Below are 24387 nucleotides of genomic sequence, written 5' to 3'. Positions count from 1 at the left end.
TTTACTCAACCGTTACTGATTTTGCTAAATTTCGAGGCATATCAATATTATTTCCTAATTCTTTAGCTAAATAATAAGATAACTTTTGACCTTCTATAAGGTATAAAAAAGGCTGCAGAGTTAAATCGATATTTTTAATATCAATACACACATTTTCGTATGCTTTATTGCCTATCAATTCTATGGATTTTTTATCCCCTACAATTATAACTCTAGCCCCTCTTAAATGCACTTCGTTGATATTAATTAAAATTTTCTGAAAAGATGGACAATCGGATGTTATAAAAAATATGACACTAGTATCCTCATCCATCAATGATATTGATCCATGCTTCATTTCACCTGAAGGTATAGATTCAACTGATATATATGACAATTCCTTCACTTTTAAAGCTATTTCCAATGTTATTGGGTACAATGTTGCTCTTGAAGATAATATAATTTTCTTGGATTTTTTAAGTACTGATATTAACTGTTTATTATATAGATTTTCTTCACAAATCATTTCAACTTTGTCTAACATATAATTTAGAGAAGCTTCATTCTTACTCTTCAAAAAATTATTTGTTATCAAGAATAACGATAAAAGCTGATTAAAAAATGCTTTTGTTGATGCCACTCCTATTTCTTTTCCAGCGTAAATAGCTAAATTCATTTCACATAAACTTTCTAAAGTAGAATTTTCAGAATTTACTATCGATAACAACTTATCTCTAACATGGGACAGCTTTTCAGCACATAAAAGTGTGTCCTTGGTTTCTCCTGATTGAGAAATTAATATATATAAATCTGCTTTGCTAAAATTTTTATAAAAATAAAATTCTGAGGCAATTGAAACTTCTACGTTATAATCAAAATGCTCTCTACACCACGATTTAAATTGCATGCCTGCATAATAGGAGCTGCCACAACCTATAATATGAATCGATTTTACATTAAGCTTTTTAATTTTATCAAGCGTAGACAAAACTTTTTTATTTACATTATAGTTAGCGAGTAAACTTCTACCACATAAAGCCTGTTCATTGATTTCTTTCATCATGAAAGTTTCGTAGCCATTCTTATCTATAGCAAGACTATTAAATTCATATTTAAAAGTTCTACGTGGAACCACTTCATCATCAAGATTAATAACTGTAATATTGTTTTCTTTGATTATGAATGCATCTCCATTTTCAAGCTGCATAACTTCATTAACTTGCTTAGGAAAAGCCATTTTATCCGAAGCGATCATTACAAGATCAGGGGCAATACCAAGCGCCAATTGAAGACCGTTTTTCATTCCAAAAAGGCCTCCATCATTATTGTTCAAAAGTAAGAAAGAAAAGTTTCCTTCAACATTATCTCTTATGAATTTAATGCACTCTTCAAGGGAATGATCATTTAAATAATCAGCAATATATAAAAGCAGAGCTTCGGCATCTGTTTCAGATGTAAAGTGATAATTTTTAGCTATTAAATAAGATTTAATTGACTCATAATTTTCTACAATACCATTTAATACCATAGCAAAATTTTTATATATAAAAGGGTGTGCGTTAGAATCATTTACTGATCCATGTGTAGCCCACCTTGTATGACCTATAGCAACACTAGCCTCATCATCAAAATCTAAGTGCTTTTTTAAATTTTCTACATTTCCTGCTTTTTTAAATAGCTTTAAATCTTGACTTCCGATTGCTATTCCACAAGAATCATATCCTCTATATTCAAGCTTTTTAAGTGTATCGTATGCAAGCTCAACTATCTTTATCTTTTCTACAGATGATATACCTACTATCCCGCACATTATAATAGCTCCTTTGACATTCTTTTAATTTTATCTACTGAAGGCTGACTAAAAGGATTACTACCTACAAACCAGCAATACAAAATACATTCCATAATATTTAACATTACAAATTCAGCGAAACTTTGTTCGCACATTCTATCAATAAACGTTTTTTTTACAGGATAACCATCCTCTACAAATAATGATTCTAAAATATCATATTCTTTAAACATACTACTTGCTAAGTCCTGATAGCTTTCATATGGAGAATTTAACATTAAATGAAAAGTCTTGTTTTTAGGACCTTCTAGATACAATTGTAATTGACTATGTTGATCCATTGGTCCTTCAGAACATATAGGCGTAAGACCATTAGCATTTTTTCCAGAAGACTCCGCAAATATTTGAGCTAACCATTTGGAAGCAACATTTACAACGTTACCATATGTAAATAAAACCTGTGAGTCATGGTTAGAATGGAAACTTAAAAAGTTTTTTATAAATCCAATATTTCTTTTATCAAATAACTTTTCATAATATTCTTTAGCATAAAATAAAATCTCTTTATATTCAAAACCGATTAATTTACTCATTAAAAAACCAACGTTCGAAAAAGTACAAAATCTTCCATTAATATTCATTTTATGAGGAATTGATTTTCCGCCGTGTAAATTAATAATATTATACAGCTTTGTGTCAGTATTAGTAATAGCAAACAATTTATCTTTAATAATAACACCAGATTTTTGAAACTTATTAATCACATATTCTGTAAGACAAATAGTTTCATAGGTATACCCTGACTTACTAATAGATATTACGGCTGTTTTGGATAAATTTAGTTGCGATAAAATATTATCTACTACAAATGCGTCTAGATTATCTATTACAAAAACCTTAGGATTGTCTTTAAAAGCCTTATACATCTTAGGATTTAATGAGGCGCCCCCCATACCGATTATCAAATAATATTCAAAATTTGTTGCAATATGCTCAATCAAATCTTTAGATTGGCAATCTATATAATTTTCATATCTAAGATCAAGTAAAGGCAGCGACCTTGTTCGCTCAAGCGAATATGTAACAAAATCATCTGTTGCAGCATGATTAGTAGATATATTAAAATATTCAACTCTCAAATTGATCTCCTGTATTTTTTGAATAGATTATGAAAAAGCTTTTAATTACAAGCAAGTACAAATATGTTATAAAATATTACAATCCATTTTTATACTCTAAAATCATTGTATATGCAGTAGTACTTTCTATATCGAACTTTGCAGAAACAAGCTTGGCTAAATCTTTAGTTTTAAAGCTATCATTCTCTTTTATAAAGGCAATAATTTCTTCTTCATTATAAATTATTTTAGGGAACTCTAGTGCTAAACAATATTCACCTTTGTCTAGCAAAAATCCTGGTATTTCAAGCAAATCCTTCCAATCACTAACTTTAAAAATCTTTTTAAATTCATTTAACTTTGTAAGCTCCTTGCTTAAATATATTTTACAGTCTGGAACTAACGAATTTAGATATTCAAAAATCTTAATTGTTTTTGATGGCGAAACAAATATTATTACAGGCATTTTAATAAAATTACCTAGATTTATTATTTCGGGAATCTGAGAATTAATTTTATCTACAAAGCCGTAAAAACAAAACTTTCCGTCAAATGGGAAGGAAGCTATAAATGCCGTTACAGAAGATGCGCCAGGAATGGGTATGACCTCTATATTATTATCATAACAAAGCTGAATTAATGGTGAGGCAGGATCGGACAAGTTTGGGGTTCCTGAGTCAGATACAATTACAGCACTTTGTTTTTCAAGGATTTTAATAGCCTTAGCAAAGTCTTTATTTGTTGAATCCTTATTAATTACTAAAAGCTTTTTATTTCCTAGGTCATAATGCCTAAGAAGTATAGCGGTTTTTCTAGTATCTTCACAAAATACTACCTCTGCTTCTTTTAAAATTTCAATTGCTCTTAAAGTAATATCTTTTAGATTTCCTATTGGAGTAGAAAGTACGTATAAAACTGTATTATTGTGGATATTTGTCATTGTATATATTTATAATTCTTGCTGCTGTTTCTTCTACAGACCTTTCTGTCACATCAATTACTGGCCAGTTGTTCTTCAAGAAAAATTTACGCGATGCATCTATTTCTTCGTAAATTTTTTCAAGGTCTATATATTCATTGTTAGATATATCATTATTTAAGGCAATAAGTCTATTCCTTCTTATTTCAATGAGTCTTTCAGGGGAAATTGTAAGTCCTATTATTACTGGATTAGACAGTTGAGTAAGACAATCAGTATAACTAGACTCTAATACAAAAGGTACATTTGCAGCTCTAAAGCCTCTATAAGCTAAATATATACAAGTAGGTGACTTAGAAGTCCTCGAAACTCCTGTTAAAATAATATCGGCCTTATTTAAAGTAGAAAGTTCCTTGCCATCATCATGAAGCAACGCAAAATTAATAGCCTCAACTTTATCAAAATAATCTTCGTCCAGCTCGTATTTCCTGCCTACATGATTATTAGTTGAAATATTTAATATTTTTGACATTTTTACAACTATTGGCGAAAGTACAGGAATATATTCAACGGAATATTCATTGCATAGGTCTTTAAGATAACTTCTTAATGCATCATCAACAATAGTATACATTATTACAGCTGGTTTTTCTACAGATGCCAATAATGCGTCTATCTGTTTTCTTGTTCTTATCATCGAGCAAACGACTTCGCTTACCTTAACATTATCAAATCTATCCATCACAGCACGTGAAACGGCACGTAAAGTCTCGCCAGTACAATCTGAAACCAGATAAATATTTATATGTTTGTGTTCATTCGTTCCCATGTGGATAACTCGTGTGGATAATTATTGTAGAAAATATTAAAACTACCAGAATAAGTTTTAAGTTTATGTAGATAAAAATCTATAACACAAATTTATCAACTTCTCTACATGAAAAAAACACAATTTATTCACATGTGGATAACTTATTTTAAAAATCATTTGAAAAGTGGATAAACACAGTTATCCACACAATCCACATAAAAGTAAAAACCTTGTAAATTAAGGTAATATAAGAATTTTTTATAAAGTATTCCACAAATAAGTTTTTTGTGTATAAGATTGTGTATAAAATTTTATCCACTTATAAAACCCCTAATATATAAAAAACAAAATAAATATGGAAAAATATAATTATATAAATTCTTACAAAACATGGTTCATGAGACAAGCGGGTAGATATTTACCAGAATACATGGAAGTCAGGAAAAAATACGAATCATTTGTAGACTTCTGTTATTCAACTGAAGACGTAGTAAAGGTTACAAAACAACCTGTAGAAAGATTTAATTTAGATTTTGGTATACTATTTTCAGATATTCTTATTATCCTAGACGCATTAGGTGCAAAAGTTTCGTTTTTAAAAAACGAAGGCCCTCATATTGAAGATGCAAATAATATTCTTGAAGAAAACTTTAATGAAAAAAAACTAGAAAATATTTATAGTGCTATAAAAAGTTTAAACAACAACTTAAAAGTACCTCTCATAGGATTTATTGGAGGACCATTTACAGTAGGATGCTACTTAACTCAAGGGTCTAAAAAAAATGATTTTGAAAATACTAAAAAAATCCTTTATCAAAACCACGAAATGTTTGATAAATATATAAAAATCATTACAAAATACTCTATAATCCATCTGCAAAACCAAATTAATAATGGCTGCAAAATAGTCAAAATTTTTGATTCATGGGCGGGAATACTACCTTATTCGCAATATAAAAAATACATCTTAGAGCCTAATAACGAAATTGTATCAACCCTAAAATCAAAAAATCCTGATGTGGAAATAATTTGTTTACCTAAAGGAAGTGGTGAAAAATACGTAGAGTTTGCAAGTATCGTAAAACCTGATATTTTGGCAATAGACCAGTTTACAGATATAAACTTTATCAAAAAAAATATCTCTGATGAAATTTGTCTTCAAGGAAATCTAGATCCTATGTTACTAACATTACCCAATGACATTGTTTTAGACGAGGTTAAAAATTTAATCACTTCATTTAAAGACAGAAAGTTCATATTTAACGTAGGTCATGGTTTAGTACCTGAAACAAAAATTGATATAGTAGAAAAAGTTTTAAACTTAATAGGTGAATATAAATGAAAAAAGCTGTAGTCTTACTAAACTTAGGTGGTCCAAATAAAAGATCTGAAATCAAAGGGTTTTTATATAATTTATTCAGTGATAAGAATATCATCACAGTTCCAAGCCCCTTTAGGCAATTAATTGCGTTTCTAATATCTACTTCCAGAAGAAAAAAAGCCACAGAAGTTTACGATCAAATTGGTGGGTTTTCCCCGATACTTGAAAATACACAAAATCAGCAAAACGCATTAAAGACTATATTAGGAGAAGGTTTTGACATATTTATTGCAATGAGATATTCATATCCGCGCATGAATGATATTATAAGAAACTTAGAAACTGATAAATATTCCGAGGTGATATTACTACCGCTATATCCGCAATATTCAACAACAACGTCAAAATCTTCTATTGAGGAATTTTATAAATATGCATCAAAAGCATTAGCATCAAAAACAAAAAACATATGCTGCTATTTTGATGATGAAAAATTTATTAATGCTACAGCTGCAATTTTAGAAGAAAAACTTAATAAATATCAGGACAATTTTGAAAATATAACAATTTTATTTTCAGCACATGGACTTCCCAAAAAAATTGTTGAGCAGGGTGATCCCTACAGAATGCAAGTTGAAAAATGCACCGAACTTGTTATGCAAAAATTAAATAAAAAAATTGACCACATTGTTTGCTATCAATCAAGAGTTGGTCCTTTAGAGTGGATAAAACCCTATACTGAAGATGTTATTATTGAAAAATCTAAAGAAAACAAAACAATCGTTCTTGTTCCTATTGCTTTTGTATCAGAACATTCAGAGACATTAGTTGAACTTGATATGGAATATAATCACTTAGCAATGGAAAATGGAGCTAAAGGATATGAAAGAGTTCCAGCACAAGCTGTAAATGACGCATTTATAAAATCACTTGCCGAAATTGTTATTAAAGCTGGAAAAAATGACTCCAAATTTTATCCAAAACGGAAATGTGAACAAAAATATTGCGGGTGTATAAACCAAGATTAACAGTAAATAAAAATTTTTATTATTTATTTTACTTGAATGTTTGAATTTAATACCTAATATATTTTTTTGATTAAACTTAAAAAATTGGTTGTTTATGGTTTGGGGCGAACAGGAAAATAATGATAAAAAGGACGATGGTGTTAAAAAAAACAAATCTCCTTGGGGTGATGAAAACCAAAATATCGACGATTTAATTAAAGAAAGTCAAAAAAAGATAAAAGAATTTATTCAAAAAAATGGCAATAAAGGCTCAGGAAATAATGGAGGCGGTTCATTTACACCGCCAGTATCATTTAATTTTCTTTATTTTATAGCTGCTATATTTGTAGCAATCTGGCTTGCATCAGGTTTTTATATCTTAGAAGAAGATGAGCAGGCAGTGGTATTGCAGTTTGGTAAATTTGCAAGAGTTGCAGGTCCTGGACCAAATTACCATTTTCCATATCCTGTAGAAGAAGTAATAAAACATAAAGTTACAATTCACCAGGTGGAAGAATTCGGATATAGATCTGCGCAAACTGACACAGTGCGTATGAGAAGGGCAGATATTCGTAATATTCCAGAAGAAAGCCAAATGCTTACAGGGGATGAAAACATTGTAGATATTAACTTCATGGTAAAGTGGAAAATTGATGAAATTAAAGACTATGTTTTAAATCTTCAAAACCCTAGAGAAACAGTTAAAATGGCTGCGGAAAGTGCCGTAAGGGAAATTATCGGTAAAACGCCGTTTGCAGAAGCACAAACTATGGGTCGTTCTAAAGTTGAAAACGAATCTATGAAACTACTACAGGAAGTTTTAGATTCTTATAATTCAGGTATTTCAATTGTAAGCCTGCAAATGCTTAAGCTTGATCCACCTCAGCAGGTAATTGATGCTTTCCGCGATGTCCAAACAGCAAGAGCAGATAAAGAAAAAGAAATTAACCAAGCATACGCGTTTAACAACGACATACTCCCAAGAGCAAGAGGTGAGGCTAAAAAGGTTGTACAAGAGGCTTTAGCATATAAACACGAAGTAATTGCAAGGGCTGAAGGTGAAGCAAGCAGATTTAAGGCTATTTTGGAAGAATATAAAAAATCCAGAGATGTAGTAAAAAATAAAATTTATATTGAATCAATGGAAACAATAATGAAGAAACTTGATAAAATTATCATAGATCCAAGTGCTAAAAATTTAGTGCCATATCTTCCATTAAACCAAATAACAAATAAAAATTAGGTGATTGTTATGAATAACAGTATATTAAAAATTACAGTATTTTTGGTCGGATTATTCCTGTTGCTTAATTCAATTTTTGTATTGGATCAAAGACAACAGGCAATGGTAATCCAGTTTGGTGAATCAGTAAGAACTGTTGAAGAGGCAGGACTTCACTTTAAAGTACCATTTATTCAAAGGGTTACATTCTTTGAAAATATGATCCTAGACGTATCTGCTGCGGAAAAAGAAGTTTTAGCTAAAGATCAAAAGCGTATTATTGTAAATGCTTATGCAAAATATAGAATTGTTGATGTATTAAAATATTATCAATCTGTTAGATCTTCTGCTCAGGCAAAATCAAGGCTTATCAGCGATCTTGAGTCATCAATAAGGCAAGTAGTGGGTGAAGAGCCTTTAACAGCGCTTCTTACTAACGAAAGAGCTAAAATAATGAAGCGTATTGCTACGATTCTAAACGAAAAGTCTATGAAAGCTGGTATTAAAATTGTAGATGTTAGAATTTCGCGTGCTGATCTGCCTAAAGAAAACAGCGCTGCTATTTATAGCAGAATGCAAACTGACCGTGAGAAAGAAGCAAAAGAATTTAGAGCGCAAGGTAATGAAGAGGCGGCTCTTATAAAGTCTGAGGCAGATAAAAATGCAAGAAACATCATAGCAGATGCTAAAAAACAAGCAGAGATTTTACGCGGTGAAGGCGATAAAGAGTCTAACAGAGTTATTGCTGAAATGATGTCAGGCGATACCGAGTTCTACAGTTTTTATAAAACGCTAGAGTCGTATAAAAATTCTTTATCATCAGAGAATACAAAAATGGTTATTACACCTGATAGTGATTACTTAAGGTATTTAATAAAAAAATAGGCGGATAATATGAAAAAAATTGCGTTATTAGTTATATCTTTATTTTTTTCTTATAACAGCTATGCGGTAACTGCTACTAATATAGCGGACTTAGTGCCAGAAATTATTCCAGCTGTGGTAAATATTTCCACAACACAAAAGATTATGACAAAAGGTGGGGGAGTTAATCCAATGTTCCCTCAAGGATCACCATTTGAAGAGTTTAATGAGTTTTTTGAACGTTTTGGGATGGTTCCTGGCTGGGAAGGCGATGAAGAAAATCCACGTAACGCAATGTCTTTAGGTACAGGCTTTATAGTAGATGGCGAAGGCTATATTGTAACTAATTTCCACGTTATCCAAAATTCAGAAGAAATTACTGTAACTTTAAATGATAATACTAAGTATCAGGCAGAAATTATAGGGTCTGATAATAAGACTGACCTTGCATTGCTTAAGATCAAGGATAATAAAGGCAAAAAATTCCCAAGCGTGAAATTTGGCGATAGTGATAAGTCTAGAATCGGTGACTGGGTAGTTACAATCGGCAATCCTTTTGGACTTGGTAACACCGTAACTTCAGGCATTATATCTGCAAGAGGAAGGGATCTTCACGCGGGTAACTATGATGATTTTATTCAAACAGATGCTGCTATAAACAAAGGGAATTCAGGTGGTCCAATGTTTAATTTGGATGGTGAAGTGATCGGTATTAATACAGCGATATATTCTCCAACAGGCGGTAGTGTAGGAATAGGTTTTGCAATCCCATCAAAAATGGCAGAGCCAATTATTCAGCAGATAAAAGATACAGGATCGGTAAAAAGAGGCTGGTTAGGTATAGTGATTCAGCCAGTGACTAAAGAAATTGCTGAGTCATTAAAATACGAAGGCGAAGATGGTGCTTTAGTTGTTGAGCTTGATCCAAAAGGCCCTGCTAGCAAGGCTGGCATTAAGGAAAAAGATATTATCGTGAAGTTTAATAATGCTTTAGTTACTTCAAATAGAAGCCTTCCCAGAATGGTTGTACAGACACCAATCGGGTCAAAGGCAGAAGTGGAGCTTATAAGAGACGGCAAGCATAAAACAATCTCTGTGAAGGTGGAAGAGTACCCTGAGGCAGATAATGAGCTTAAAGAGTCTTATAAAGGCTCTATGCCTAAAGAAAAGCAGTCTAAGGTTATGAATACCTTCGGATTTGCTGTAAGCGATTTAAATAAAGATATAAAAAATCAGCTTGGCATAAATGAAAATGTCAAAGGTGTATTTATTTCTAATATTAAAAGAGGAAGCTTAGCACACAGAAGCGGAATGATGCGAGGTGACGTTATTGTAGAGGTAAACCAAGAAGCTACACCTGACTCTAATAGCTTTTATAAAGTGCTGGATAATGCCTTAAGCAAAAAAGCATCAAGTACACTTTTTGTTATCCTTCGTAAAAATCAGAAGATTATGATAGGCGTAGGACTTAGGTAGTTTATAGCGCATTTTATAGACGCTAAGTTACAGTTTAAAGTTGATAATTGGGCTTGATATAAACAAAAAAGCCCAATATTACATATATAGAAAATCTTAAGGCTTACCAATAAAGTAAATTATATGGAACAGTTACCTAATAAATTAATACCATTTTTTTGGCATTTTATACAGAAATATAGGTGGTATATAAGTGGATTGTTTCTATCTGGACTTATTTGGGGTATACAAAGTGTTTTTCATCCATATTTACTGAAATTAATAATTGATAGAATTGCAGAGTATTCAGGAGATAAATCTAATATCTTAGATGCTATAAAATTACCTTTTATAGGGTATATTTTAGTATGGTGTTCGATGGCTTTAAATTTTAGAATAACAGACTGGATTAGGCTAAGAGTATTTCCAAATATTAGGCGTGATATAATTAATTCTATGTTTAGTTATTTAAATCAGCATTCTATGAGATATTTACAAAATAATTTCGCTGGAAGTTTATCTAATAAAATTATGGATATGGCGGGAAGTACAGCCTCGATATTTTTTAAGCTAGATGAGGCATCTGGTAATTTGTGTGCATTCGTAATTGCTATAACTTCAATGTGGCTAATAAATCCTATATTTTCATTAATATTATTTATATGGGTAGTAGCATTTTATTGCGTTACTTTGTTATTTATTAAAAAAACAAAATTACTTTCAACTAAATTCTCTGAAAGTAAATCTGTGCTTACAGGTAAAATAGTTGATGTAGTGGCTAATCTAAACAATGTAAAGTTATTTGCTAGCAATTCTTTTGAAAATGATAATTTGAGTAACGCAGTAAATGACACAGTTAAAAAGGATAGGGACGTTCAGAAATATATCCTGAAAATGCGTATTTGGTGGGATATAACATTTATAACGCTAATTAGTTCACTATTTTGGGGATTAATTTACTTATATAGTCATGAGAAAATAAGTATAGGAGATTTTGCATTTGTAATGACTGTAGCAATAAATATATTTAACAATGCGTGGAATCTAGCAAACCAATTCGTACAATTTGCAGAAGATTTAGGAAAATGTGCGCAGGCACTAAGTATAATTACTGTTCCTCACGAAATTACAGATGTTGTTAAGGCTAAGCCTCTGGTTGTTTCAAGGGGTAAGATTGTATTTGATAATGTGACATTTAAGTATGAAAATAATAATAACATATTCAAGAATAAAAGCCTTGAAATTTCTGAAGGAAGTAAAGTTGGTCTAGTTGGCTTTTCAGGTTCAGGGAAAACTACTTTTGCTAATTTGATTCTTAGATTATTTGATATACAAGAAGGCAATATTTTAATTGATAATCAAAACATTGCCGAAGTTACGCAAGAATCTTTGCATCTCAGCATTTCTATGATACCGCAGGATACTACATTATTTCATCGAAGTATTATGGAAAACATTCGTTACGGAAGACGTGATGCAACTGATAATGATGTAATTGAAGCTTCTAAGAAAGCATACTGTGATGAATTTATAAAAGCTTTGCCAGAAGGGTATAATTCATTAGTAGGAGAGCGAGGTGTTAAGCTTTCAGGAGGTCAGCGTCAGCGTATTGCAATCGCTAGGGCTATACTTAAGGATGCTCCTATATTAATTCTAGACGAAGCTACATCTGCTCTAGATTCGGTTACTGAGCATTATATTCAATTAAGTTTAAAAAATCTGATGCAAGGACGTACCACCATAGTAATAGCCCATAGACTTTCAACACTTGCTGAGATGGATAGAATTTTAGTCTTTTATAAAGGGCAAATAATTGAAGAGGGTGATCATAAAACTTTAATGAAAGCTAATGGGCATTATGCTAAACTTTGGAATATGCAATCAGGGGGATTTTTGCCAGAAAGCGAAAAATAATAATGAGGTTGGGATTCTAATATTCCATAATATACTTACATGTAAATTAAAGTCTTTTGTTTGTTAATGGTTAAAATTTTACGCATATATAAATAGACATGATTTGCCTTTAAACACCTTTTACTCAGTCACTAATATCTTTTTATCAAGGGCAAGGCCTGGAAGGTTTTCGAGATCTTGCATTAAAAAATGTATTTCCTCTTTGTATTTATCCAGTTCTTTTAATGTATTAAATTTTTCAGTAGAAGTTGCCATAGTAAGCTGGAATCTATTGTCATTAATATCTTTTATGATTATTACGCCATTATAAATTGAATATCTATCTCTGCGCTGCATAATATGCTCAGCTTCTTTAGATTCAACCGGCATCTCTTTAAACAATGATATTCCGGGAGCTATTGATATAGCGCTATTTCTAACTGGATCATTCAGGGAATATAAATTCTCGTCATATTCTTTCATCCAGTCTTTGTCTGACATAATGTATCTATTAACATGTGTTATAGGATCGTGTTCACTAAATGCAAAATAATCAAAGCCATTTAATTTATAATGATTAATGATTTTTTCAAACTCTGTTCTTGTAGTATAATCATATAGCGCAGTATGTTTCTTTTCCATGTATCTCTCCTTTTGGTTTCATTGATATGAGTGTAATTAAAGTAATAAATGCTGAGAATACTATGTATGCCGCAGGTATATATTTATTATTGGAGTAATGTATAAGGCTAAGGCAAATTAGAGGTACAGATCCACCAAATATTCCCCAAACAATGTTAAAAATAAGGCTCATTCCAGTAAATCTTATGTGGACGGGAATGAGAGAGACCTGAAGACCTGGTACAACACCAGAATCTAAAATTGTCATAAAAGTAAATATAAAAGTTACAACAAATGTATATTCGGGCACTTCAATCATTCTAAATAAAGGGTAAGATAAAAATATAAACAGAAGTGCTGATATTGTTAGAATTTTTTTGCCGCCGACTTTATCTGCTAAAATTCCTACAAAAGGAACACAAATTAAGTTTATTAAAAGCAATAAAGTATTATTTGATAGAACGTTGCTATTTTGAAGACCTAAAACCTGTGTTTTGTAAGTATTTAAAAACATTACTACAAAATAAAATGTGTTGGCATGCATAAACACTATTCCAAAGGCTTGAAGTAAAGGTTTTTTATGATGTTTTAATATATCTTTTAAACCTAAATAAGGTAAGTTTAGAGTTTTAGCAGTCGTATATTCTAATGTTTCATGGATATTTTTCCTTAAATGATAAGAAATAGATGCAAATATAATGGCTAGACCAAATGCCAGCCTAAACCCATATGTTTCAAGTTGTAATGGGGTAAAAATTTTATAGCATAGCATTGCAACAAAAGATGCGGTTAGTATGCCTATAAGCCCTGTACAGCTTCCTATGCTACCCATAAAAAATCTTTTATTTTTTGAGGAGGTTTCGCAAAGATAGATAAAACCCCCTGCAAATTCTCCGCCTATACAAATCCCTTGAATTAATCTGCAGGCAACAAGAATAATAGGGGCAAATAAACCTATTTGATCATAAGTAGGAATAATTGGTAAAAGCAGGACAGGTATGAAAATCAGTTTAGAAGCGATTTGAAAGGCTTTCACTCTTCCATATTTATCTCCGATGCTTCCAAATAATATGGAACCTATTGGTCTTGCAGCAAATCCTATACCCCATGTTGCAAACGACGCAATTACAGAAGTAAATTCATTGTTAGTAGGAAAATAAAGCTTTGCAAAAACTGCTGCAAAATATCCATATAAAGCAAAATCATACCAGTCTAGAGAATTACCCATTACAACAGCAATTTTGCTAAGCAACTTATGATTTGTTCCTGCCTTCATTTTAATCCTTGGGTTTAAATTTGCGGAAAGTATTATCATATTTATAGATGATAGTTAAGGTTTTTTTGGAACATACTTAAAAAAATCAATGCGTTAAAATGTATTCTAAATAAATGCGATAAGTTTTTTTACTTATCGCATTTACATTTTTATATAAGGTTTTTAACTTCAATTATTGTGACCAAAATACCAAAGCCTATAGCAATATAACGCAATGACTTAATGCTTAAACAATTATAATAATATGTCCCAGACACTTTATCTGACTTATATAATAAATACATAGGTAAAAATATAGCTATAACAACTAAAATCATCCCTGCAAACCCAAGGGCTGCTATAAACGCGTTTGGAGCGAGTTTGGCAACAATATAGCCTGGTAGGACTGTAGATAGTGCTGCAATTAGATTGTTTTTACCTATCGCTAGATTTTTGCTGTTTAAATAGTTACTAATGGAGCCACTTAAGCCTACGCTAACACCTATCATAGATGTTGTGATAGCCAAAATAGATATAACCCATACCAAATTATTTAGATAAGATTTATTAAGTATAATAGAAAGCTCATTAATTAATGTACCTATTTCCACGTTTCCTTTGATTAGATTTACATAAAGATCTGGGTTATGTGATGCTATTGTATTTAAAATACCTAACGTCCATATTGTATAGACAAGCAAAGGAATTAGGCTTCCCCAGTAAAATGCTTTTCTGATAAGCCTTGCATCTTTATTGCAGTAATCTGTGACGGTATGGAATATAACCTGAAATCCGAAAGAAGTGAATATTACAGGTATAGTACCTAAAATTGTACTTAATTGTAATGTGGTTTCTGTACCTGAGTTATGTAAAGAAGACGCAGGAATCATGTATATTATAATCAATCCTAATACACAAAGCATTGCTAAGAATAATATCCTGTTTATATATTCTATAAGCCTAATTTTTGTTGTAAGTACAATAATTAGCAAAACTGCTAATATTTCTAAGATATAAGGGTTATATCCAGTTAGCGTTTTAATTAAATCGCATCCAGCATATAAATAAGCAGAAAGTAATGAATATGATAATATTTTCAGTGAAATAGTACCAATTTTTGAAGCAATTTGACCACTATATATAGCTCCTGCTTCACCAAGCGTAATGCCCTTTCCAGCGCGAAGATTTAATTCAACACTAGCTAAAGCGGAATAATACATTATCGCCCATATTAAAATCATGAGCATAATACTTTCAAATAAGCCGATTTTTGCAAGCATAATAGGAAGTGCTATCATACCTGCTCCGATCGATGTGCCTGCAATAAGGCAAATCGATCCTATAAGTCTTTGATTCATAGGAATTTCCTTTGTAAAGTTTAGTTATATTAAATTGTAAGTAGTAGGGTGTAAAATATGGTTCGCGCTTTTACAGCGCAAAAAAGAAGAAAAATGAAAATGTAATAGCGATATTTGGCATCATTATAAAATATCAAAATTTGCTTTATAATATCCTAATTTTAATATGAAGTAAATGAAATTGTTAAAAATATCAATATTGTTAGGCTTTATGTATTCGTTAGAAACTTACATATAGCTCATAATTTAGTATAACGACATACATAAATGCAAATATATTGTGATTACTTTTTAGAAGGTAATGAATCTTTTTTAAAGTTTGTTTTTCCCCCTTCAGCTAAGTATCCTGTAGCCCAATTTTGTGCTTTGACTTTAGAAGTTTCAGTTAATGCATCATTGATATCATGTTTTTTATCATAAGCATCTGCGAAATCTAAACTTTCTTTACTTAGTTTTCTAATAAGTGGATTTTTATAACCTTTTTTCATTTCATAACCCTTTTAATAATTATAATTTTGGAGATTGGTTCTTGCGAGGAACAGCATTTATACTATTTGCATTTTTAGTTACTTTAGCATTGCCCTCTATATCTTGAAAGAAATTTTTTACCCTTTTAAATTCTGATCCCTGCATTAGCTCGTCAAATTTTATTGCGTTATTTTTATATTGAACTTTTAAAGTTTTGTTAGTTTTTAAATCAGTATGTATATTATTAGTGATATTTCCTTTACTATAATCTTTGGTATATAATTCATCCGGCTTTGTAGCTTTAGTATTAAGAGATGATTTATTTAGAAATTTATTTAATAAGTCAGGCCTGTGAACTTCTATGTTCCCTGTTTTTAGGTTACCTTCTTCAATTAAAATAGGCATATCACCACGTGCAACATCATTATCGAATACTCGGTATTCGATATTATTTCCATTATTATTACTCATAAGATTATGAAATTCTCTTGGAATTGAAGCATTCGCAGATATTATGAAGTTTGTAGGCACGAATCTTTTTTCTTCTAAACCTCTAGCATAAGCTCTCTCAACACATTTTTCAGCTGGTATAGAAACTACGTCAATTTTCGCTTGACCTCCATTTTTGAGAGCCATATCAAGTTTATTTTGCTTTACTGCTACAGCATCAATCAACATGTCTGCAGCTAATCCTTGGTCAAGCTTCTTTTCATACAATCGATATGACATTTCTGATATTAGACTTGCTTCTTCGTGATTATAATCAGCTTTTTGCTCTATATTTTGTGTTGTTAGCCTATCATCTATTATAAAATCACGATGTGTATCGGTATTTATCTTTACCATATCTGACCAATTTTTACCATTTTCGATAGCCTCTCTTCTTCTTAATGATACAGATGTACCTTTACCTGAAGCAGGAGCTCCTGCAAAAAAGTAAGTGGTTCTATCGTTAGATCTAGGAGTAAGTGTTTGCAATCCTTCTTTCTTAGCTTGGTTTACAAGTTTAGGCTCTAAATCAGCGACTATAAATTTTTCCATTGATTTCATATGAATTTGATCAAAGAGAATGTTTTCCAGATATTGCTCAGGTTTAAGTTTAGGGCTGTTAAGTTTGTTATAATTATTTTTAATCGTATCGTAAAGTTTTTGAGCATCTTTTTCTTCTTTGGTGCGAGCTTTGCCATTAATTACCTTACTAACAATATCTTTTGCATGAGTTCTTGATTCATTCTCTAGATTAGACATGTTATCTTTGAAATTTTTAGATGTGCTGTAATCAAGTACAAAAGGATATAATTTTTCAAAAGTGGGTTTTAAATCAGATTCCTTTTCAACTTGAAGATTGCAATTAATAATAGCTATAGCGGCATATTTAGCCATTCGGGTAGCTGGTAACCTAACGGCATTTATTATATCATTGCTTCCCGTTAGTATAACATGTTCTGCGGTAATTTTAGTAGGGTTTTCGGAGTGTTTAACTATTGTAGGAATTTCTAATTGGAATTTAGATTTACCTTGCTTTGTAATCTTTGCTCTTTCAGAAGCGTCAACCCCTTGTACTTGCCAGGATTGGTCTAAGATATCACCATTCTTATTACTAGACATAAGCTACCTTTGTAAAAAGTTTTTTATTAAAATATTAATACTTTTGCATTGTGGTGTCAAGTGTGTAGGGTGCTTTTTTGAGTTTTTTTATATCAAATTCTATTTAAGATAGAATTGATGAAAGTAATAAACTTATAAATCAATGATTTGTATATATTTCCTTAGGTGTAGTCGTTGAAACAGTTATTAAAATTATATTTTTTATACTCTAAAGTTAGTTGAATTATGATGCTAAATTCTAGATTATAGCGCAATAGTTGTGAAAAAAGAAGGTAGAAAGTGTTATAAAGGAAGGAGAAAGTCTAGGAATATAAATGTAAAGAAAGGACAAAAATATACGGAGTTCAACTTAAGAGAGTTGGGGTAATCGATATAGCGGGGATTTATAGTTAAGGTATTTGAATTATGGTACAGGAATGATGAACGAAGTGTAATAAAACCTAGGTGAATGGGGAAATAACGCATACCAGAATTATAAAGACTTAACAAGTAGAATAAAGGGGGTATATACCCCCTTTATTCTACTTGTTAGTAAGGTTACTTAACATTTGACCATAAACGGCGTTTAACAAAGTAGAATAGTAAAGTAAATGTTAATAGATACAGAAAGGTTCTTACGCCCATGTATTTTCTTTTATTCATTTCAGGTTCTGCTGTCCATTGTAAAAAGTTTACAACATCTTTAGACATTTGTTCTACTGTGCTTGATGTACCGTCTGCATAGGTTACCTGACCATCAGACAAAGGTTTTGTCATAGCAATTTTTCCGCCTGCCATGTATGGATTGTAATGCAAACCTTGTCCGAGCTCAATACCTTCAGGAGCTTTTTCATCGTAACCATTTAAAAGCGAGTATACATAATTAGCGCCATCTTCACGGGCTTTGATAATTAACGATAAATCTAGAGGATAAGCTCCGTTGTTTGCTGCTCTTGCTGCTTTTTCATTTTTATATGGAGGTACAAAATAGTCAGCAGGGCGACCCAGTCTTTCAAACATTTCGCCATCGTCATTTGGACCATCAACAACTGTATAGCTTTGAGCTATAGTTTTGATTTCGCCTTCTGTAAACCCAATTTCTTTTAAGTTTCTGTAGGCAACTCTATGTATTCCGTGACATGCGCTACATACTTCACGATAAACCTGAAAACCTCTTTGAATGGACTGAACATCCTGCTTACCAAAAAAACCATCAAAAGCCCATTCTTGCTGAATAGGATGTTTAGCATCTGAAGCGGCAAGAGCTATGTTTGTAGCTAAAAGGCTAAATAAGACTGTACTAAATATTTTCTTCATACTAATTACCTTTACTGGAATATGCGCTACTAATTGACTCTGGTAAAGGTAGAGTCTTTTCATATTTTGAAAGAAATGGAAGCGCAACAAAGAAATAACCAAAGTATACCATGGTTAGAAGTCTACCAATTGTTATATAAGGTTCTTCCGCTGGCTGACCGCCTATGTAACCAAGTGCAATTACATCTAATATGAATACTAAGTACACCCATTTAAATACAGGACGGTATGCACCGCTTTTTACCTTAGATTTGTCAAGCCAAGGTAAAGCAAATAACACCAGAATAGCAGCAAACATTGCAAGTACACCGCCTAGTTTACTAGGAACTGCTCTTAAAATTGCATAGAACGGCAGGAAGTACCATTCAGGTACAATGTGTGGAGGTGTAACTAAAGGGTTTGCAGGTATGTAGTTATCTGGATGACCTAAAGAATTTGGATAAAAGAATAGGAAGTAAGCAAATATTAGGAAAAATATACCAAAACCAAAAAAGTCTTTAATAGTGTAGTAAGGATGGAAAGGTATAGTATCTTTTTCGGTTTTTACTTCAACGCCTGTTGGATTATTAGATCCATGCATATGCAGGGCAATAATATGAATAATTGCTACAGCTGCAATAATAAATGGAAGTAAGTAATGCAAAGCAAAGAAACGGTTAAGTGTCGGATTGTCTACCGAGAAACCACCCCAAAGCCATGTTACTATTGATTCACCAACAAAGGGAATAGCTGAGAAAAGGTTGGTAATTACTGTTGCACCCCAAAAGCTCATTTGACCCCAAGGCAGTACGTATCCCATAAATGCTGTTGCCATCATAAGCAGGAATATGATAATTCCTACAAACCAAACCAATTCTCTTGGTGATTTGTATGAGCCATAATATAAGCCTCTGCCAATGTGAGCGTAAACAACCACAAAAAACATAGATGCGCCAACTGCATGCATATATCTTATTAACCAACCGTAGTTAATATTCCGCATGATGTTTTCAACGCTATCAAATGCATGAGAAACGTGTGGTGTATAATGCATTGCTAAAAACAGACCAGTAAAAATTTGCACCATAAGTGCAATACCAGCGAGAGAACCGAAGTTCCAAGCATAGCTTAAGTTTTTTGGAGTTCTATAGTCTCTTAAGTGTTTTAAGAAGCTGAATACAGGAAGCCTGTATTCAATCCATTCGGATACTGTTTGTTTTTTGTTTTCATCTGTTGTGTTCATGATTTATCCAATTCTAACTAATGTGTCGCTTAAAAATTCATAATTTGGTATAGCAAGATTAAGGGGTGCAGGACCTTTTCTAATGCGTCCTGAAGTATCATAGTGAGAACCATGACAAGGGCAGAACCAGCCTTTGTAATCTCCCTGATTTGACAAGGGTACGCATCCTAAGTGAGTACATATACCAATTAAAACAAGCCACTGCTCTTTGCCCTTTTTTACTCTTTCCTCATCAAGTTGAGGATCAATCAAAGTAGCATTATCATCTTTTCTTGCTTCTTCGATCTCAGCCGCTGTTCTGTGTTTTACAAAAACAGGTTTACCACGCCACATAATTGTTACACTCTGACCTTCAGCTATGTTTGCAAGGTTAACTTCTGTTGAGGACATAGCAAGTACATCGGCTGATGGATTAAGCGAATCTACAAGAGGCCATAAAGCACATGCCGCGCCCACGCCAGCTACAGCAGTAGCTGTTAATGTCAGAAAATCTCTTCTTGTTACTTCTTTTGTATTTTCATTATTACTCATGAGTTTAATCTACTTTTTATATGATTTATTATTATAGAAAAGCATATTTTTTTATAAATGACAAGATCTTAGCGGTTGCGAAACGTTTTTATTTTTCAAATATTATTTTTCCAAGTTTCAAAGCAACTCTATGACCAAGTTGATTTCTGTTTTCAATGTTATCTACGTCATTTTCAAAAAATAGTTCGCCTTTATCTTCCACCAGTGCCTTAATATGTATTGTATGATTGCTGATTTGTGATAACGCTGCTAAAGGTATGCGACAACTGCTACTATGTTCGCCTGTGTAATGAAATTTGACTTCTTCCCATCCTTTTAGAAATGCTCTTTCGCATTCAGCAGCTAACATTGTATCATTATCGTTAAGTACTTTTACAAATGATTCTGCCTGACTACCTAACTTTGTTTCGATAGCTATAATGCCCTGAGCAGCAGCGGGGAGCATTTGGTCTGTTCCAAATATATGATAGCAATCTGGAGTAAAGGACATTCTATCTATTCCTGCTTTTGCTAGAATGATAACGTCAACTTCATCTCCAACTTTAGAAATTCTGGTTCCTATATTTCCTCTAATAGGTACAACATGTAAATTTTGAGAATATTTTTTTATCTGGGCTTCCCTTCGTAATGAGGAGGTTCCTATTTTTGTGCCTGCTGGTAAATACTCAATGCCTTTGTCAAATCCTATAAGGATATCGCGCACGTCGTCTCTTTTCAGATATGATGATATTGTAAGTTGTGGGTGTATTTCAGCTGGCATATCTTTTAAAGAGTGGACTGCAATATCTATCTGGTCTTCAAGTAAGGCAATTTCAAGTTCTTTTGTGAAAACGCCCTTGATTCCAAGGTCGCTTATTTTGGTATTAACATATTTATCTCCAGAAGTTGTAATCGGAATTATATTAATACTATCTTCAGTAAGTTCTGTAGATTGTATTAATAGGTTCTTAACTATACTTGCCTGTCTTAATGCCAATGGACTGGATCTGGTACCTAAACGTATGTTTTTCAAGAAAAATCACCCTTAAAATAAGATAAAACTATAACATATAATTGTAATATATGACTTTTTCACTTTTTTCAAAAAAATAATTTAATTAGGCAACTCAAAATAGAAAAAACATTTTCATTGTGCAATTTAATGTTGTATTATTAAAAATGAATATTCAAAAATCTATTTATGGTAGTATACGGTGATTGATAATCATGCCATATTTATGTTAATAGCTATTGCTTTTGTACTTTACTTCACTTTGATAGAGTATAAGAGGTATAATTTTTTTGTACAGCGAAGTAATTTTGGGAAGCACAATGTCTTACAAAAGGAAATTTTAGATTTTATCAGAAATAATCAGGATCTGGAAGTAATTGCTAAAAAACTTAAAACTTATTTATTGGGTGTTTTTCCTGAAGCTAAGTATATTTGTCTTTTAAATACGGCTGTTCCAAAGTCAGGGGAGTCTGAATTATATATAATAAGCCCTGAATCAACTTTAAAATATCACGACATATTAAGTCACATTCAAACAGTATTGCCAGTAGTGGCTCCGTATAAAGAATTTGTTTTTGAAAGAGGAAAAGAAAGTAATATTCTATATAAAAAATATGGCGCTCTGGCTAATCAATACTTTGGTATATATTATTCTGGTAGCCTTTATGGTGCAATAATTATTGGAACAGATGAGTCATTAAGTCAGGAAGATATTGAGTTTGTAAAAGCAGTTTCTAATTATATGGCTTTTGCTCTAGCAATTAACAAGTCGCTAGATGTATCAAGAAATGTATCAAGTACCATTATTGGCGAGCATAAGGTTCAAAAACTTAAACTAGAACTCATTAAGGAAAAAACTTTACTAGATGAGCAGCAAAATTTTATTACTACCGCAAGTCATGAGATGAGAACTCCGATAGCAATACTTCAGTCTTCTATTGAGTTACTTAAGAAAATGATGGATAAAGGTAATATAAGTATTGAAATAATTAAGGCTCAAATTAACAAAATGCAGTCAATGAGTTCGAGATTGCAAATAGTAACCGAATCTATATTATCTCTAGAAAAGTTTGAAAACGGTCATTTTAAATTTCACCCCAAAGTATTTGATTTAAAAGAAACTTTAGAGTCATTGCTTGTTTATCACACAAATATACACCCTTCAGCTGAAATTGTTGCAACGTTTAATAATGTTCCAGAACGATATATCGGTGACAAAAAACTTATAACATTGATACTTGATAACATTGTATCTAACGCTGTAAAATACTCAGCAGACCCAAAAGTCGTGATTAAAGGTTTTTTAGACACCGACTCTTACAAAATTGTTATAAAAGATAATGGCATTGGTATTCCTAAAGATGAAATAGAGAATATTTTTGCTAAGTACTTCAGGGCTACTAATACGTCAGGTACATCTGGAAGCGGAATAGGTCTATATTTATGCAAAAGACTTGCTGAGCTTCAGGAAATGAAAATAGAAGTACATTCAGAAGTAGGAAATGGTACTCAGTTTGTTTTAATTCTTCCATTCAATGCGACGTATCAAATTGGTGGGGAGCAAATATTTAATAATATAAATGGAGACGAAGGTCATGAAAAAAGTATTGTGCATTGATGATGAAAAGGATTACTGCGACAATATAGCTCAAATCCTGGAAATTGAGGGTTTTAACACTATTAAAGCTTACAGTGGGAAAGACGGCGTTGATTTTGCAATGAGTCAAATGCCGGATGTCATTGTATGTGATATTAACATGCCAAGCACAAATGGTTTTGATGTGCTTCATAAGCTTAAACAAAATAAAATGACTAATAGCATTCCTGTGATTTTTTTAACCGCAAGAGATCACAAGAATGATATTATTTTAAGCAAAAATAGTGGTATAGAAGATTATTTAATTAAGCCAGTAGATTTTGATATATTACTTGCATCTATTAATTCGGCTGTATCAAAAATTGTGATTATGCGTAATAGCATGACAGCAGTAGACTCAGGAGATATGGAAAAGATAACAAAATGTTCTAAGGCTCTTGAGCATATTTCTGCTATTGCACTTCATGAAAAAAGCGATAAACTAATTGAGCTTTGTGATAAAATAAGGTTTATGCTTACAACATCAGAAAAGAAAGGTAGTATTCTAAAGCTTGGCGAGTATCAAAAGCCAGAGGTTTTATCTTTAGAAGATTTTTTTGAAAAAGTTAAAAAAATGATACCGAATAATTTAATGCATATGATGAATCTGGTATTTGAGAATTCAAAGCTTAAGATTGAGGCGCATTTAGAATTATATTCTTTAATAGTTGCATGTATGATGCAGCACTGCGCAGAACAAAACACAGAAGTTTTTGTAAAAAGTGAAAACTTGCTTTCTAAATCTAATAATTACCTTGTGGTATCACTTGCAATGAATATGGCTTCTAACACAACTCTAAAATCATTAGTTGCAATGCTTGAATTTGCTGCAGTGTCAACAGGAGCTTATATTTCCCAGAATGGTGCAGCTAACCAGCACACTGTAAATATTATATTCCCAGTAGCAATAGATTAATATCTACTAAAAATTGTAATAAACTGCTGAAATATTTGAATTTTTTATTGCTTTGTTAAAAAATTCAAATATTATAAAAATATAACTAAGGCTTTATAGATTAG

The 24387-nt window shown here is 31.9% G+C and carries 21 protein-coding genes; 8 read left to right on the top strand and 13 right to left on the bottom strand.

All coding sequences use genetic code 11. The features are described from left to right. Position 1: 1 nt before the first annotated feature. The 4 genes from BGO27_01670 to BGO27_01655 form a co-directional block, all read right to left on the bottom strand. Positions 2-1789, bottom strand: a complete 1788-nt coding sequence (locus BGO27_01670; protein ID OJV14190.1) for a glutamine--fructose-6-phosphate transaminase (isomerizing) — start codon at positions 1787-1789, stop codon at positions 2-4. Further along, positions 1789-2910, bottom strand: coding sequence for a hypothetical protein (locus BGO27_01665; protein ID OJV14189.1), 1122 nt, complete (start codon positions 2908-2910; stop codon positions 1789-1791). The genes BGO27_01670 and BGO27_01665 overlap by 1 nt, the downstream gene beginning before the upstream one ends. Positions 2911-2986: 76 nt before the next feature. Next, the gene (locus BGO27_01660; GenBank protein OJV14188.1) at positions 2987-3829 is read right to left on the bottom strand and encodes a hypothetical protein; all 843 of its coding nucleotides are present in this window, start codon (positions 3827-3829) and stop codon (positions 2987-2989) included. Continuing rightward, positions 3810-4637, bottom strand: a complete 828-nt coding sequence (locus BGO27_01655) for a hypothetical protein (GenBank protein ID OJV14187.1) — start codon at positions 4635-4637, stop codon at positions 3810-3812. Before BGO27_01655 ends, BGO27_01660 begins: the two co-directional genes overlap by 20 nt. A 337-nt stretch (positions 4638-4974) precedes the next feature. On the opposite strand from BGO27_01655, the gene BGO27_01650 reads away from it, so the two are divergent. From BGO27_01650 to BGO27_01625, 6 genes are all read left to right on the top strand, one after another. Beyond that, positions 4975-5961 carry a uroporphyrinogen decarboxylase gene (locus BGO27_01650; GenBank protein OJV14186.1) on the top strand — a complete coding sequence of 329 codons (987 nt, stop codon included), beginning with the start codon at positions 4975-4977 and terminating at the stop codon, positions 5959-5961. Then, positions 5958-6968 carry a ferrochelatase gene (locus tag BGO27_01645; GenBank protein ID OJV14185.1) on the top strand — a complete coding sequence of 337 codons (1011 nt, stop codon included), beginning with the start codon at positions 5958-5960 and terminating at the stop codon, positions 6966-6968. Before BGO27_01650 ends, BGO27_01645 begins: the two co-directional genes overlap by 4 nt. A 94-nt stretch (positions 6969-7062) precedes the next feature. After that, a complete protein-coding gene (locus tag BGO27_01640) occupies positions 7063-8190 on the top strand; it encodes an HflK protein (GenBank protein ID OJV14184.1) in 1128 nt (375 codons plus the stop codon). Positions 8191-8199: 9 nt separating this feature from the next. Continuing rightward, entirely contained in the window at positions 8200-9054 is an 855-nt protein-coding gene (locus tag BGO27_01635; protein ID OJV14183.1) for a hypothetical protein, read from the top strand. 9 nt (positions 9055-9063) lie between these two features. Further along, positions 9064-10509, top strand: coding sequence for a hypothetical protein (locus tag BGO27_01630; GenBank protein OJV14182.1), 1446 nt, complete (start codon positions 9064-9066; stop codon positions 10507-10509). Between the two features lie 123 nt (positions 10510-10632). Beyond that, the gene (locus BGO27_01625) at positions 10633-12402 is read left to right on the top strand and encodes a multidrug ABC transporter (GenBank protein ID OJV14181.1); all 1770 of its coding nucleotides are present in this window, start codon (positions 10633-10635) and stop codon (positions 12400-12402) included. Between the two features lie 120 nt (positions 12403-12522). On the opposite strand, the gene BGO27_01620 is transcribed toward BGO27_01625, so the two are convergent. From BGO27_01620 to BGO27_01580, 9 genes are all read right to left on the bottom strand, one after another. Beyond that, entirely contained in the window at positions 12523-13023 is a 501-nt protein-coding gene (locus tag BGO27_01620) for a hypothetical protein (protein ID OJV14180.1), read from the bottom strand. Then, positions 12995-14278, bottom strand: coding sequence for a hypothetical protein (locus BGO27_01615; protein ID OJV14179.1), 1284 nt, complete (start codon positions 14276-14278; stop codon positions 12995-12997). Before BGO27_01615 ends, BGO27_01620 begins: the two co-directional genes overlap by 29 nt. 149 nt (positions 14279-14427) lie before the next feature. Beyond that, a complete protein-coding gene (locus tag BGO27_01610) occupies positions 14428-15615 on the bottom strand; it encodes a hypothetical protein (protein OJV14178.1) in 1188 nt (395 codons plus the stop codon). Positions 15616-15899: 284 nt separating this feature from the next. Continuing rightward, a complete protein-coding gene (locus BGO27_01605) occupies positions 15900-16103 on the bottom strand; it encodes a hypothetical protein (GenBank protein ID OJV14177.1) in 204 nt (67 codons plus the stop codon). A gap of 19 nt (positions 16104-16122) precedes the next feature. Continuing rightward, complete coding sequence (locus BGO27_01600; protein OJV14176.1) at positions 16123-17691, bottom strand: hypothetical protein; 1569 nt, start codon at positions 17689-17691, stop codon at positions 16123-16125. 537 nt (positions 17692-18228) lie between these two features. Beyond that, positions 18229-18987 carry a cytochrome c1 gene (locus BGO27_01595; GenBank protein OJV14175.1) on the bottom strand — a complete coding sequence of 253 codons (759 nt, stop codon included), beginning with the start codon at positions 18985-18987 and terminating at the stop codon, positions 18229-18231. A gap of 1 nt (position 18988) precedes the next feature. Beyond that, complete coding sequence (locus BGO27_01590) at positions 18989-20209, bottom strand: cytochrome b (GenBank protein OJV14174.1); 1221 nt, start codon at positions 20207-20209, stop codon at positions 18989-18991. Between the two features lie 3 nt (positions 20210-20212). Next, positions 20213-20740, bottom strand: coding sequence for a ubiquinol-cytochrome c reductase iron-sulfur subunit (locus BGO27_01585; GenBank protein OJV14173.1), 528 nt, complete (start codon positions 20738-20740; stop codon positions 20213-20215). Between the two features lie 88 nt (positions 20741-20828). Further along, positions 20829-21752, bottom strand: coding sequence for a hydroxymethylbilane synthase (locus BGO27_01580; GenBank protein OJV14172.1), 924 nt, complete (start codon positions 21750-21752; stop codon positions 20829-20831). A gap of 181 nt (positions 21753-21933) precedes the next feature. Between BGO27_01580 and BGO27_01575 the strand changes: the two genes are divergently transcribed. Beyond that, positions 21934-23349, top strand: a complete 1416-nt coding sequence (locus tag BGO27_01575) for a hypothetical protein (GenBank protein OJV14171.1) — start codon at positions 21934-21936, stop codon at positions 23347-23349. Beyond that, a complete protein-coding gene (locus BGO27_01570; protein ID OJV14170.1) occupies positions 23327-24283 on the top strand; it encodes a hypothetical protein in 957 nt (318 codons plus the stop codon). The genes BGO27_01575 and BGO27_01570 overlap by 23 nt, the downstream gene beginning before the upstream one ends. Positions 24284-24387 lie beyond the last annotated feature (104 nt).

This window comes from Alphaproteobacteria bacterium 33-17 (genome assembly GCA_001897445.1).
Lineage (GTDB): Bacteria > Pseudomonadota > Alphaproteobacteria > Rickettsiales > 33-17 > 33-17.
The sequence above is the reverse complement of the archived record's forward strand: the minus strand, read 5'-3'. Positions and strand labels throughout refer to the sequence as shown.

What these genes read in the sequence shown, in the direction of transcription:
- BGO27_01670 (OJV14190.1), bottom strand. Translation starts at nt 1,789, where the DNA reads ATGTGCGGGATAGTAGGTATATCATCTGTAGAAAAGATAAAGATAGTT.
- BGO27_01660 (OJV14188.1), bottom strand. Translation starts at nt 3,829, where the DNA reads ATGACAAATATCCACAATAATACAGTTTTATACGTACTTTCTACTCCA.
- BGO27_01655 (OJV14187.1), bottom strand. Translation starts at nt 4,637, where the DNA reads ATGGGAACGAATGAACACAAACATATAAATATTTATCTGGTTTCAGAT.
- BGO27_01650 (OJV14186.1), top strand. Translation starts at nt 4,975, where the DNA reads ATGGAAAAATATAATTATATAAATTCTTACAAAACATGGTTCATGAGA.
- BGO27_01645 (OJV14185.1), top strand. Translation starts at nt 5,958, where the DNA reads ATGAAAAAAGCTGTAGTCTTACTAAACTTAGGTGGTCCAAATAAAAGA.
- BGO27_01640 (OJV14184.1), top strand. Translation starts at nt 7,063, where the DNA reads ATGGTTTGGGGCGAACAGGAAAATAATGATAAAAAGGACGATGGTGTT.
- BGO27_01635 (OJV14183.1), top strand. Translation starts at nt 8,200, where the DNA reads ATGAATAACAGTATATTAAAAATTACAGTATTTTTGGTCGGATTATTC.
- BGO27_01630 (OJV14182.1), top strand. Translation starts at nt 9,064, where the DNA reads ATGAAAAAAATTGCGTTATTAGTTATATCTTTATTTTTTTCTTATAAC.
- BGO27_01625 (OJV14181.1), top strand. Translation starts at nt 10,633, where the DNA reads ATGGAACAGTTACCTAATAAATTAATACCATTTTTTTGGCATTTTATA.
- BGO27_01620 (OJV14180.1), bottom strand. Translation starts at nt 13,023, where the DNA reads ATGGAAAAGAAACATACTGCGCTATATGATTATACTACAAGAACAGAG.
- BGO27_01615 (OJV14179.1), bottom strand. Translation starts at nt 14,278, where the DNA reads ATGAAGGCAGGAACAAATCATAAGTTGCTTAGCAAAATTGCTGTTGTA.
- BGO27_01610 (OJV14178.1), bottom strand. Translation starts at nt 15,615, where the DNA reads ATGAATCAAAGACTTATAGGATCGATTTGCCTTATTGCAGGCACATCG.
- BGO27_01605 (OJV14177.1), bottom strand. Translation starts at nt 16,103, where the DNA reads ATGAAAAAAGGTTATAAAAATCCACTTATTAGAAAACTAAGTAAAGAA.
- BGO27_01600 (OJV14176.1), bottom strand. Translation starts at nt 17,691, where the DNA reads ATGTCTAGTAATAAGAATGGTGATATCTTAGACCAATCCTGGCAAGTA.
- BGO27_01595 (OJV14175.1), bottom strand. Translation starts at nt 18,987, where the DNA reads ATGAAGAAAATATTTAGTACAGTCTTATTTAGCCTTTTAGCTACAAAC.
- BGO27_01590 (OJV14174.1), bottom strand. Translation starts at nt 20,209, where the DNA reads ATGAACACAACAGATGAAAACAAAAAACAAACAGTATCCGAATGGATT.
- BGO27_01585 (OJV14173.1), bottom strand. Translation starts at nt 20,740, where the DNA reads ATGAGTAATAATGAAAATACAAAAGAAGTAACAAGAAGAGATTTTCTG.
- BGO27_01570 (OJV14170.1), top strand. Translation starts at nt 23,327, where the DNA reads ATGAAAAAAGTATTGTGCATTGATGATGAAAAGGATTACTGCGACAAT.